This window comes from Acinetobacter colistiniresistens, from assembly GCF_024582815.1.
Taxonomy (GTDB): domain Bacteria; phylum Pseudomonadota; class Gammaproteobacteria; order Pseudomonadales; family Moraxellaceae; genus Acinetobacter.
Map to the genome: position 1 here is coordinate 2,150,150 of NZ_CP102099.1, position 13,089 is coordinate 2,163,238.

The window sequence follows — 13,089 nt, forward strand, 5'->3', positions numbered from 1 at the left end:
ATTGACACTTTCAACCATTAAATTTTTATCTAGGGTCATCCCAAATCAACAAAAAAGTATTAAAGTACTATGCAACAAGTTGCAAAGCCAAAATTAAGAAGGAATATCATGACTAGCTATGCAAATATCTTAAAACCATTACATTTAGGTTTTACCACCATTAAAAACCGCGTGGTAATGGGTTCAATGCACTCAGGTTTAGAAGATCGTTTCTTTAACTATCCAAAGCTCGCTGCTTATTTTGGTGAACGGGCGAAGGGCGGGGTTGGCTTAATTATTACTGGAGGTATTTCTCCAAATCGTCAAGGTTGGTTACTCCCTGCTGGCGGAACCATGAATAGCTTGGCAGATATTCCTCATCATCGTCTTGTGACTCACGCAGTGCATAAGCATGGTGCAAAAATCTTGATGCAAATCCTGCATTCTGGCCGCTATGGTTATCATCCATTTTCAGTGTCATCATCCCCAATTCAGGCGCCGATCAACCCCTTTAAACCGCGTCAGATGTCGGATTCTCAAATTTTGGCAACCGTTGAGGATTATGCCCGTTGTGCAAGCTTGGCAAAAAAAGCAGGCTACGATGGCGTAGAAATCATGGGTTCAGAAGGTTATTTAATTAACCAGTTCCTCAGCAGCCATGTCAACAAACGTACTGACCGTTGGGGTGGCGATATTGAAAATCGTATGCGCTTCCCTGTAGAGATTGTCAAAGCGATCCGGGCCAAAGTCGGTGAAAAATTCATTATCGCATTCCGTCTCTCTTTGCTTGATCTGGTGCATGACGGCAATACCATGCAAGAAGTGATCGTGGTAGCTAAAGCATTAGAGAAAGCAGGGATTACGTTGCTTAATACAGGGATTGGCTGGCATGAAGCCCGTGTCCCTACGATTGTGACTTCAGTGCCACGTGCCGCATTCGTCGACTATACCGCAGCGGTAAAACAGCATGTATCAGTTCCTGTGATTGCATCCAACCGTATCAATATGCCTGATGTGGCAGAAGAGATTATTGCTTCTGGCAAGGCAGATATGGTGCAAATGGCACGTCCATTCTTGGCGGATGCTTATTGGGTGAATAAGACGGCTACCAATCGTGTGGATGAAATCAATACCTGTATCGCATGTAACCAAGCCTGTCTGGATCATGCATTTAAGAATGAACGTGTCAGCTGTTTGGTCAATCCACAGGCTTGTCATGAAACAGAACTGGTTTATATCAAAACTAAAAAACCAAAACGTATTGCCGTTGTCGGCGGTGGTGTCGCCGGGATGTCAGCTGCAACTGTGGCTGCAAGCCGTGGTCACGCCGTAACGCTGTTTGAAGCCAATCATGATGTCGGCGGTCAGTTTAATTTAGCCAAGGTCGTTCCAGGGAAAGAAGAATTCCATGAAACGATTCGTTATTTTAAAGTACAGTTGAAACAGACAGGTGTAGATGTCCGTTTAAATACGCGTGTAAGTCGCGAGCAGTTAGAACGTGAAGGCTTTGACGAAGTGGTTGTTGCAACAGGTGTTGTACCGCGCGCATTAAAAATTCAAGGTAGTGCCGCACCTCAAGTGTTGTCATATGCAGAAGTATTACGTGGTGCAGAAGTAGGGCATAAGGTTGCTGTGATCGGTGCAGGCGGGATTGGCTTTGACGTATCAGAGTTCCTGTTAAAACCACCACATCAACCTCAGCCACAACCTTTAGCTGAATGGCAACGTGAGTGGGGGGTTGATCCAGATCCTAACTATATCTCTGAAGGTGGGATGCAGCGTCCAGAAGTTGAAATTCCAGTGCGTCAGATCTATTTATTGCAGCGTAAAACCACACCACTTGGGATTGGTCTGGGTAAGACCTCGGGTTGGGTACACCGTGCGCAGTTGAAAAAACATGCGGTGCGTATGCTGCGTGGCGTGCAGTATAAAGCCGTGACCGATGAGGGTTTATGGGTTGAACATAATGGTCATGATCAATTATTGCGTGTAGATACCATTGTTGTATGTGCAGGGCAAGAGTCGGTGAAAGATCTCATGCCTAAAGACGGTGAAAATACTTCAGCGAACTACCATATTATTGGTGGTGCTAAGCTCGCTGCTGAGCTCGACGCCAAGCGTGCGATCCGAGATGGTGCTGAATTAGCCGCAAAACTCTAAAATTGATGAAACATTATGCATTTGAATACATTGCAGTTAAATTTCTCTTGTATAAAGAGGGCAAGCTTTGTATTCTTACGCACATGGAAGCGTGGCAGAGCGGTTTAATGCACCGGTCTTGAAAACCGACGAGGGTGTGAGTCCTCCGTGAGTTCGAATCTCACCGCTTCCGCCAAATTCAAGTTTCTGACACTGTTTAACACGATATAAGTTTATGATTTATAAGGTTAAAGTTGGAAATTTACAATATGACAAGCCGTGACGCACTACGCCAATCGGGTGTTATAAAGTAGTAAAAAATGCAGTAAGATTATATCTTACTGCATTTTTTTATTTCTGAACTATGGCAACTCGTGGAATCAATAAGCTTAGTGCTTTACAAGTTAAAAAAGCTAAACCTGATCCTGACAAGATGTATAAGCTGTCAGATGGTGGAAATCTTTATCTACGTATTGATCAAAGTGGTAGCAAGTACTGGATATTCAATTACACACGTCCGTTCCTAGGCAAGCGTAATGATTTATCTTTAGGTACTTACCCTGAAGTTTCCTTGGATGATGCCCGTACGATTCGTGATGAATATAAAAAACTCATCAAGCAGGGTATTGATCCAGCAATGGAGCGGATTGAAACCAAGTCTCAGAAACAGAAAGAAGCAGAAAACACCTTTCGTATCGTCGCTGAAGCATGGTTGTATAAACGTGAGCTAGAGCAAAAACAGGATGAAGAGACGATCCGTCGTTTAAAGCATGATGCTTATCCCTACATTGGTGATTTAACCTTTCCACAGCTTACCTTAGAAATTCTTGAGATTAAGGTATTTAAGCGCATTATCGAGCGTGGTGCATTGTCTGTTGCCAAACGCCTTAAGTCGGACCTCAATCAGATATTTAAATCAGCACGTAAGAAAAAGCTGATCCAGTATAATCCCATTGAAGATATTGAACTGCCAAAACCACAGGGTGGAAACTTTGCAGCCGTGACAGAAGAGCAAGACCTAGCTCCAATGTTAAATAAAATTTGGAACTACTCCAAACTTTATACACGCTGTTTGCTGACCACGCAGGTGGCGTTAAAAATCTCTGTGCTGACATTTCAGCGACCTGGGGAGATCCGCAAGCTGAAAAAAGAGTATTTCTATCGTGATGAGAGATGCTTTAAATTTACAGCCAGTAAAACTAAGCAACTTCATATTGTGCCATTGTCAGATCAAGCCTTTGGCTTGATAGAGTCAATTATTGATCTGCATCCATACAGCGAATACATCTTTGTGGGGCGGGATGGTAAAACCTTTATTTCTGACAATACCATCAACTCCGCTTTAAAACGCTTGGGTTATGGTGGTGAACAAACAGCACATGGCTTTAGGGCAACTGCACGTACCATGTTGGATGAGATTCTAGAGCAGCGTGTGGACTTTATTGAACACCAGTTAGCCCATAAGGTAAAAGACAATAATGGTACAGCTTACAACCGAACCAAGTTTTTGAATAAACGCCAAGAGATGATGCAAGAATGGGCTGATTATTTAGATTCTTTAATCAACTGTAAATAAGAGGTATATGTGAGCTTTTCTTTAAAAAAATTAAACGAAGAAATGTATTCGAAGTGCCTATGTCGTGGGGATTATATTATTGGTTGTATATGCCTTATTTCATAGGCTGATTTATTCGGAAATACTTCTTTTACTTGGGGTTCTAGTTATTGAGGTCGGTTTTGTTTCATGGGCTGTTCAGTTTTATGTAAACAAAATAAAAGGTAAGCCTTTTATACTTTTTCTTTTGGTATTGTAAATCTTTTTATTCTATGGTTTTCAAATGTTTATGCACATGAGTTGATTGTAAAGAGCTTGGGCTTACCAGCAGAGGATTTTACTCTTACACTTCATTTATTAGTGCTTATTTGTTATATCCCATCAGCAATAGTTTTTACAATTCTAGCATTTTTCTTGGTTTACTTTTTAATTGCAATATTACTAATGTTTAAAATGTTAATTGAGCTATTGAATAGCTTCATTCATCCTTTTTAGTAATATTTGGCTTGAAGGAAGTTAATTTTATTGCAAAGAAAGATCATAAGCTTATTTTACATTTTTTTGCTTGGGGAATTACTAGTTTATTCTTGATTGGAATATTTGAATTTATTGTTAAAAATCAATCATTAACTTATCCTATTATTAGATATATTGCTTATCTAGCAGATTATCAACAGCTTCATAATTATCCTCAAGTTGATAAAGATATGAAAATTAAATTACATGAAAATGGCTTTGTTTCAACTATGGAAGGAAGTGGTCAGAATCTTAAAGTTATTGTAAAAAAATGGATGATTAAGAGCCTTATAAAAGTATTATTGTGAATAAAAAATAGCCTGTTATGAGACAAGCTATTTCAATTTATGCAGCTTTAGATATTTTCTGTTCAAGCCAAGCATTGATCTGGTTTTCCGTCCACGTTGGCATACTGGCGGTTAAGTATGTCGGTTCAGGAAAATCACCACGACGAATCATCTTCCAGAAAGTCGATTCCGCAACATTGAGTAAGCCTTTGGTTGCAGGCTTATGAGACAGCCGACGTCTGCGACCACTACGATCCACATAGTCCTTTGCTGGACGTTCAGGATAGTTGACCAAATCTCTAACACGATAACGATGCTCTAGCATAGTATATGATTCCAGTAATAAATTGACATTTAAGTTATGAATCTAATTGGCTAGATCCTTTCTAACTTGCTATGCCGCAATCATATCGATCCATGTCCATGATTTTAATAATTCTAGTTAAGTAAAGATTTACTGTACTATAGTGATATAAAATATATATGATAAATAAAGAATAATTGAAATGGAGGTTTTATGGCTTATGTAAATAGAAATGAATTATTTGTATTTGTTTTTGAGGTATACCAAGGGTTTCTTAACTACTGTACGAAATCTACATATGAGCATGATGTCGAAGCACCTAACAGAGATGATTTGAATCTAGCTTATTTGCAAGATATCCGGAGAAATTTTAACGAAGAAGAATCACAACGAATTGTTGAGCTTATGGAACAGCCTATTTCTGTCAAAAGAAATGGTAAAATGTATTCAAGTCACGACTTCCTAGAAGTTTTAAGGCTCATTTTAGAACTGATAGAACAGTTTGATGAGCTCTCAGATAAAGAGATAAAAAAAGCGTATAAAGAAATAATTAGTCAGTATGCTGAGATGGATGTAGATATTCTTTTTAGCAAGAAAATTCATACTAGAATAAGAGGAGTGCGTGGAGCAAATAAACGGTATCAAAAGAGCCTATATAAAAAGCATCAAGTGATTTTTGACTTTATGCTGAATAAAGCTCAAACCCAAGGCAAATGGGATAATCTGAATACAGCTGTAGACAGTGTCTTACCAGAATTAGACCTTGTACTTAAGCAATTTGATAAAAAATGGATAGAAACCCAATTAGAAGAAAAAATGAAATTGTTAGCAGAACTTCAACGAGAGTTCGAAAAGTATAAGGTAAATCCACCAAGCAATAAAATAGGCTCAGGTATCATAATCACAGCGACTCGAGAGCAGACCTTTATCAATAAAATTAGAGAACTTCAGGTTACATGTCGAGAGCTTCAAAATGCCTTGCAGATGGATGACCCATCAATTTTGCTGAAGAAGAAACTTCCATTTAATACAGCTTATCAGCCAGAAGTCATCAAAAACCTATTACGAAGGCATGAAGATTTGCTCTCTCAAATCATTGGGCCAGAGTAAAAAATTGAATAAATTTCATTTTAAAGTAGAGAAATTGGGCTCTGATAGGGGACAAAAATGCACATATTTGTGCATTTTTTTGTGTTTTTAAGAAGAAAAATCGGTGCAAAATAAAGTTTTATTAAGTGATTTTTACTGTATATTATGATATTTTTATAAATACAATAGGTGATTAATGTGAAATTATAAAATTTAGAATTATATTTCTATGTATTGCTATATAAAGATCTAAGCAGAGTTTAGTATGAATTTACCTTTCGAAATTTCGAATGAAGATTTTTTAAATTACTAAAACATAAAGTTCACAGCTCATATTCAATGCGCTATGTAGATGGGTTGGCTGAGAAAGTAGCTTTTAAAGAAACAATTGATACTTTGAAGCGGATAGATAATTTTGCACAAGAAGTCAGCGATGATATCTGGGATGCCGAAGTACTTATTTCGAAGTTCAGCAATAAAAAGGATCAGAATCAGCTTGAGGAGTTCTGTAATTTTTTTAATGGAATACGTTTGCAAAAAGGTTTAATTCCACATCCTGAAATGTTTGTTCATCTCTTTTTTAGGAGTGTGTATGAGACATTTAAGCTGCTTGACCAAAACTTAGGATTTGAAATAAGGGCGAAAGATGGTAATAGTGTGTACTTACCATTCCCTAAAGAGAAAAATGATGAATATGCTAAAAATGCATTCATTCTTGATAGTCACCAACAATTAACGCAATGGAGAATCGGAGGAATCCCTTATCAGCGCATAGCTCAACTGATAACTCAAGTCCGAGATCAGATTGATCGTGGTATAAATGAACATCGTAAGCAGGAAATAAATACATTTGATAAGTTAAATCAACAAGCTAAAGGGTTTGATCATTTACTACAAATTCACTCCACCATTTATGTATTCGCAATAGATATTCAGATACAAGATTTTTTAAAACCACGTTCTGACTTATTGGCTCAAGTTGGAATTATTCCAGTCAGCCCATTGGCTGATATTAATCTTATATTAGCTAGTTTCCCACATCTTCTCAGTGCAATCACCAAGGTTGAAACTTATAGTACTAAAGATGATTTAAACTTACATTGTATTTTGACGTTGAAACCATCTAAAAACTTTTCTGAGAAAAACTCAATTTCCATGCTACAACAACAAATTCAGAAAGCAGTGGGGGATATATACCATGTTAGGATTCGCAATTGGAATGAGGTCATTAGAAGAAATTACTCAAAGATTGCTGTAGGTTTAATTAAAAGTTCACAACCTAAAAATATTGAAGCATTTAAATATTGGATACTTAGCTTTTTCTTTAGGCTAGATTTATATATCCAGCCTGTTTTATCAAATCTTTTTAAAACTAATTTAAGTGTAAATCACAATTTAAGTGGAGAAATAGCCCGGGTAAGAAGCAATCCGCCAGAGGCTTTTAATAATTATGATGGCTATGTTAAAGATTCTAATTCTATGGAAAAAGTGCTAGAGGCAGCAAATAAAGCATGTCAGCCCTTTTTGTGTGAAAAGGAGCTTAAATCGGTTTGGACGATGCGTAACCTTCCTAAAACTAGCCAAGCCTACATTGAAGCGGTGATACATTATTTTCGTGAGATTGAATCTGATCCCAAAAAAGTTCAATCCATGATGCATATTGAAATATTTATTGAAACATTAATTACAACAAAATTAAATGCATTTGAGCTCAGTGTATCGGGTGATCACGAACTGCTGTCAAGGTCGATTTTACGTAAGGCAGTTACAAGCCTTGGCCGACAATTTATTTTGTTAGGTGAAAGTGAATTAGAGAATCAAGCCATACGAACAATACAAGATTTCCAATTACATGAGAATGGGCTATTTGAAAAAAGCAAAGAGACGTCAAAAATGCTCACAAGTTTATTTACCTCTAAAACATCGATTATGCATATTAATCGCTATATTTTTGCTTTACGGAATATATTCACTGAAATACCTCTTGGTAATAACGGTAAATCAATTAAAGAGATTAGAATAAATGCTTATAGAAAATATAAAAAACGTTTAGAAGTAGCTACTAATTTATTTCAATATTTGTTGAAACAGGATTGTTTAGTATTTAGACTAACTGTTGAGTTGATTCCAAAGTTTGGCTCTATACCTCAAGAAAAACTAGCAGTTTTATGGACTGCATTTTTACATCAGGCACAAAGGGCAAAACCTTTATCATGGAAAACAGGTTACTTTGGATTATGGAGTCAAAATGAAGAAGGGCATTTCTATGCCGATGTCTTTATTACATTTGACCATCGAGTATTCACTGATCCAACATCTATAATTCAATTGTTAAATATGAGATGGCGTAAATTTGTAAAAGAAAAAGCACTGTCAGAGTTGGAACTGGTTGATTTATCTGAGCTTAAAAGTTTTAAAATACAGGGAAAACCAATAATGCAGTCTGATGAAGAATATTCATTAGATCGATTGGTTATTGAGTCAACCAATAAACATAGGAAATCTGATTTTTACAAAAAATTATTCCAACATTCTTAAGTCACAGTATTTTTATAGAAAATTCGATTAAGAGAAGAAGATTTGAATATCAGAACCCCGATGCTAAGTTGCTGATTAAAAGTAGCATTGCTGTTGTTGGAAGAAAGAAAGTTGTGCCAAAGAAGCTAAATAAGAAGAAAATCTCCAGTTCACCATTAGCTGCTCATAAGGATGCAGATGAACCATAACGTAACTTAAGCTTGTAAGATTTATTATAGACTTCTGTGATATGTGGGAATGCATATAGTTTAAGTGCCCGTGTATTACAGTCTTTTAATTTATAAGGGTTACTGGGTTATTAATATAATAAATACATCTTTTTAATAAATATATTTATTAAATCTATTTAATAATTAATATATCTTTAATATCTTAAGTAGTATTGCTCTATCTATATCAATTCATAATTATCTATATCTAAGTAACTCATTACAGAGACTTTGAACAAAGCTTGTGACCATACGCAAAGAAAGACGAAATAAAGATTTGATCATTAAAAAGTATTGTATGGCTGCGTCTGAATAAGTTTGATTTCGATCATGTTTACCTTTAGGGTAAGCGTACCATTGAGTCTCAGAATCAAACCAAATTGTTAAATTGCCAAGATTGATCAAAGCTCGATAGTAGGATGACGAATTCGTTGTACGATAGATTTTGAGCGTAGGCTTATTCATTTGGAAATTATATTGCTGAATAAGCCGTAATGAAAAGGTTTGTGCAAAAAAGCCTATTTATGATATTTACTCTTCGTTTAACTATATCCGAAAAGTTAGGTGAATAACTAACCAATTTGAATATGCGTATTGGGGTGCTTTATACGACTCTTTTTGGGGGTCGCAATGAGATACGCAATTGTTAAAGCACCTAAACGACCTGCAAACATCAATAGTATTAGAACTAGCAAACTTCCTTCATGCAATGAACCTGTTGTGTTTCGAGATAGACCTACAGTACTAATTGCTGATATAGCTTCGAACATCAAATCCAAGAAATTTAATTTTGGTTCTGAGATAAGTAAAATAAAAAAACTCAGGATTACAAAAAGTCCTGTAATCAGACTAACTGCTAGAGCTTTGAAAATATTATCTTGAGAAACGGAATAGTTAAATATCGTTACTTCATCATTCCTCCGTAGAAATGAAATAACACTGAGAATTAATATTATAAATGTGCCTATTTTTATACCGCTAGCTGTACTCAATGATCCACCACCAATAAACATTAAGATCATAATTATCAGGGTGGTAGAATCTTTAAGAGAGGCCGTATCTAGTGTATTGAAACCAGCTGTTCTAGGAGTTGTGGCTTGAAACCATGCATTTAAAAGTTGATCACTTGTTTGCATAGGGGAAAGAGTTAGGGGATTGTTAGCTTCAAGTAGCCAAATTAAAACAAAGGCTATGATATTGAGATACATAGTAGTTAAAATAACAATTTTACTATTAGCTGTTAGTTTTTTCCATTTTCTATTTTTTTTATATCCATCAATACTATAAACCCTAAACCACCCAATATATATAAGAAACTAATTGAAATACAAATAAGATAATTGCTTTGAAAACTCATTAAGCTATCAGGAAATATAGAAAATCCTGCATTGTTAAATGCGGAAATACTAAAAAAATAGAAGTATAAATACCTTTTACGATTCCAAATTCGGGTATAAAACAAAAAGATAGTATAATAGCACCAATCAATTCAAAAATTATTGAATAAATGACAACGCCTTTAGCAACAAATGTTACTTTAGATAAGCTAGTTTGATCTAAGCTATCTTGGGCCATAATTTGTTGTTTAAGTCCTATTTTTGGCGAGAGACTTAATGCTGCTAGAATAGCAAAAGTCATAAATCCAAGACCACCTAATTGAATTAGACAAAGAATAATAAATTGTCCAAAATGACTGAAAGCAGTACCTGTATCAATAACTGAAAGCCCAGTTACTGTCACAGCAGACGTAGCTGTAAATAATGCTTGAAGCCATGTTATTTCAATGTTGTGAGCCACTGGTAATTTTAATAAGAAAGTTCCAAAAACAATAAAACTTAGAAAGCCAAGAGCCAAAATAGTAGGAGGATTTAAGTGAATAGGTTTGATTTTGTTTATTTTTTTCATGTTAAGTCACTTTAAATCATTAATTCACAAATTATTTTAAGTTTAGCGAGTGGCCCTTCTAGAATAAGAGTGTCTCCCTCAGCTAATGGGAAGTCTCGATCTATAGTATAGAATACATCTTTAAATCGTTTAACTAATAAAATTTTAACTTCTGGAAATCTATAAATGTTTTTAATTATATTATCTTGAAAAAGTTTTCTTGAATAGGAATTTGAACAATAAAGTGATCATCACTCAAAGACATATATCGACTTACCATAGGATAATTTAAAGATTGTGCGATTCGAATCCCCATATCTTCTTCTGGGTGGATAATTTTTTCGATATTTAAATGAGATAGAATTGTATGGTGAGATTTTGTCTTAGCTTTAGCCCAAATTTTTGTAACACCTAAGTTTTTTAAATTCAAAACACATAAAATACTCGCTTCGATATCTTCACCTATAGCTACAATTACAGCTTCACAATTTTGAATATTTAATTCTTCTAGCACGTGTTCATCAGTTGCATCAGCTATCACAGCATGTGTAATCTTATTTGAAATATTCTCAACATATTTTTTTCTGTATCTATACCAATCACATCATGATCTAGCCTCATCAATTCTGTAGCTATGGTAGTACCGAAACTTCCTAATCCAATAATTGCAAATAAGGCCATTTCTTCAAGTCTTAATTGTTTTGATTGCCAAAGTCTACAGTACAATCTGGCAAGGTTAAAAGTTCATTACATTAAATTTAGTCTTTTGATTAATTTTTTACAGAAAATTTACGCTGTTTGCCATTTTAGATATAGAGAATTTACGCAGTCATTTTCCATACTAGTACTGACTTATTTTTTTAAATGGCATGTGCTATGTGGGAATTTATTTCCGTATTTATCCTTGCATTGGTTTTAGCTTATCCATTAGGACGCTATCTTGCAGATGTGATGCAAGCTCAACCAATGAAAAGCGATCGTTTCTTTAAATGGATCGAACAACCAATTTACGCTATTTTGAATGTGAAACAAGTAGGTATGAATTGGCGTCAATATTTTGGGGCTTTTGTGCTCAGTAATATCTTACTGGTGGTGGCGAGTGTTGCCGTCTTTATGACTCAAGCGTGGTTGCCATTCAATCCTGACAACATTCCAAACATGAAATGGGACTTGGCTGTGCATACAGCGATTTCTTTCTTAACCAATACCAATCAGCAGCATTATTCAGGGCAAGCACAACTGTCTTATTTTGCACAAATGACAGCCATTGTGGGATTGCAATATTTGTCGCCAATTATTGGGCTGGCATTGCTTGCTGCGATGTTAAGGGCTTTATTCCTGCAATCAGGCAGAGAAGAAGGTGCAGATAAGAAAGATTGGAATACGATTAATCTAGGTAATTATTGGATGGATATTATCCGACCATTATTTAGATTTTTTATTCCATTAAGTTTAATTTTTTCTTTACTGCTTACATTTCAAGGTGTCCCTGCAACACTCTCGGCGGGTCCAACAGCACAAGTCTTGGATCAAAGCACGGAAGTCAAAACTCAACATATTCCATTGGGTCCAGTTGCACCGATGGTGGCGATCAAGCAATTAGGCAGTAATGGCGGTGGTTGGTATGGTCCAAACAGTAGTGTGCCTTTAGAAAATCCAACGCCATTATCCAATGTGCTGGAGATGCTTGCGATCTTACTAATCCCAATGTCGGTTGTATTTATGCTTGGTCGCTTTGTCCAACGCAAAAAATTAATGTGGATGATTTTGGGTACGATGTTGTTGATGTCATTGGCTTCCACTGTATTCACATTATGGACTGAAAAATCTTCATTGGTTCCAAATACGGCGCTAATGGAAGGTAAAGAAGTTCGTTTTGGAGCTGAAGCCTCTGCATTATGGGGAAGTTTAACTACACAGGTGAATAATGGTTCGGTCAATATGATGCATGACTCAGCTTCGCCATTAACGGGTTTGGTTGAGTTATGCAATATGCTAATCAATGCCATTTGGGGTGGGATTGGTTGTGGTCTATTACAATTTTTTATCTATCTATTTTTAGCCGTATTTATCGCGGGTTTGATGACAGGTCGTACGCCTGAGTTATTTGGACGAAAAATTGAAGTCACTGAAATTAAGTTATTGGCACTCGTCATTCTCTTACAACCAGTGGTGATTCTTGGTTTGACGGCGATCGCCATCGCTTTCCCATCTTTAACAGGAAATTCAAATCCTGCATCGCATGGTATTAGCCAAGTGTTTTATGAATATGTGTCTGCGTTTGCCAATAATGGTTCTGGTTTTGAAGGCTTAGCCGACAACACTATATGGTGGAATCTCAGTGCCAGTGTGGCCTTATTGGCAGGTCGTTATAGCGTCCTCATCATTCCAGTTTTAATCGCAGTGAGTTTGGCAACCAAACCACAAGCAGCGGAAACTAAAGGCTCTTTACATATCGAGTCCCCAACCTTTGCGTTGACCTTGATTGGGATCGTGTTGATTTTGACCTTATTGCAATTCATGCCAGTGTTGGTCATTGGACCAATTGCCGATTATTTATCTGTGCTATCTGTGAAAGTTTAAGCGTGG

At 36.2% G+C, this 13,089-nt stretch carries 7 protein-coding genes, 1 tRNA gene and 3 pseudogenes; 7 read left to right on the forward strand and 4 right to left on the reverse strand.

Going from position 1 to position 13,089, the window contains the following annotated elements; genetic code table 11:
- Positions 1 to 108 precede the first annotated feature (108 nt).
- From NQU59_RS10200 to NQU59_RS10215, 4 genes are all read left to right on the forward strand, one after another.
- Entirely contained in the window at positions 109 to 2,139 is a 2,031-nt protein-coding gene (locus tag NQU59_RS10200) for an NADPH-dependent 2,4-dienoyl-CoA reductase (protein ID WP_257063330.1), read from the forward strand.
- Between the two features lie 85 nt (positions 2,140 to 2,224).
- A tRNA-Ser gene (locus NQU59_RS10205) sits at positions 2,225 to 2,314 on the forward strand.
- Positions 2,315 to 2,482: 168 nt separating this feature from the next.
- A complete protein-coding gene (locus NQU59_RS10210) occupies positions 2,483 to 3,694 on the forward strand; it encodes a tyrosine-type recombinase/integrase (RefSeq protein ID WP_005089480.1) in 1,212 nt (403 codons plus the stop codon).
- A 485-nt stretch (positions 3,695 to 4,179) separates the two neighbouring features.
- Entirely contained in the window at positions 4,180 to 4,497 is a 318-nt protein-coding gene (locus tag NQU59_RS10215) for a hypothetical protein (RefSeq protein WP_257063332.1), read from the forward strand.
- Between the two features lie 37 nt (positions 4,498 to 4,534).
- Here the strand turns inward: NQU59_RS10215 and NQU59_RS10220 are convergent, their stop codons facing one another.
- The gene (locus NQU59_RS10220; protein WP_005089483.1) at positions 4,535 to 4,801 is read right to left on the reverse strand and encodes a helix-turn-helix transcriptional regulator; all 267 of its coding nucleotides are present in this window, start codon (positions 4,799 to 4,801) and stop codon (positions 4,535 to 4,537) included.
- A 192-nt stretch (positions 4,802 to 4,993) separates the two neighbouring features.
- Between NQU59_RS10220 and NQU59_RS10225 the strand changes: the two genes are divergently transcribed.
- Together NQU59_RS10225 and NQU59_RS10230 are read left to right on the forward strand one after the other, a co-directional pair.
- The gene (locus NQU59_RS10225) at positions 4,994 to 5,890 is read left to right on the forward strand and encodes a hypothetical protein (RefSeq protein ID WP_005089484.1); all 897 of its coding nucleotides are present in this window, start codon (positions 4,994 to 4,996) and stop codon (positions 5,888 to 5,890) included.
- 318 nt (positions 5,891 to 6,208) lie between these two features.
- A complete protein-coding gene (locus NQU59_RS10230) occupies positions 6,209 to 8,407 on the forward strand; it encodes a hypothetical protein (RefSeq protein WP_257063333.1) in 2,199 nt (732 codons plus the stop codon).
- Between the two features lie 434 nt (positions 8,408 to 8,841).
- Here the strand turns inward: NQU59_RS10230 and NQU59_RS10235 are convergent.
- The 3 pseudogenes from NQU59_RS10235 to NQU59_RS10245 all read right to left on the reverse strand — a co-directional run.
- Positions 8,842 to 9,081, reverse strand: a pseudogene (locus NQU59_RS10235) (transposase); the annotation flags it as partial.
- 107 nt (positions 9,082 to 9,188) lie between these two features.
- A pseudogene (locus NQU59_RS10240) lies at positions 9,189 to 10,521 on the reverse strand (TrkH family potassium uptake protein).
- A 175-nt stretch (positions 10,522 to 10,696) separates the two neighbouring features.
- Positions 10,697 to 11,181, reverse strand: a pseudogene (locus tag NQU59_RS10245) (potassium channel family protein).
- Between the two features lie 195 nt (positions 11,182 to 11,376).
- Here NQU59_RS10245 and kdpA point away from each other — a divergent pair.
- A complete protein-coding gene (kdpA, locus tag NQU59_RS10250; protein ID WP_005089520.1) occupies positions 11,377 to 13,083 on the forward strand; it encodes a potassium-transporting ATPase subunit KdpA in 1,707 nt (568 codons plus the stop codon).
- The last annotated feature ends 6 nt before the right edge of the window (positions 13,084 to 13,089 follow it).

Coding starts and splice junctions, on each gene's coding strand:
- NQU59_RS10220 (WP_005089483.1), bottom strand. CDS start 4,801: ATGCTAGAGCATCGTTATCGTGTTAGAGATTTGGTCAACTATCCTGAA.
- NQU59_RS10200 (WP_257063330.1), top strand. CDS start 109: ATGACTAGCTATGCAAATATCTTAAAACCATTACATTTAGGTTTTACC.
- NQU59_RS10225 (WP_005089484.1), top strand. CDS start 4,994: ATGGCTTATGTAAATAGAAATGAATTATTTGTATTTGTTTTTGAGGTA.
- NQU59_RS10210 (WP_005089480.1), top strand. CDS start 2,483: ATGGCAACTCGTGGAATCAATAAGCTTAGTGCTTTACAAGTTAAAAAA.
- NQU59_RS10230 (WP_257063333.1), top strand. CDS start 6,209: ATGCGCTATGTAGATGGGTTGGCTGAGAAAGTAGCTTTTAAAGAAACA.
- kdpA (WP_005089520.1), top strand. CDS start 11,377: ATGTGGGAATTTATTTCCGTATTTATCCTTGCATTGGTTTTAGCTTAT.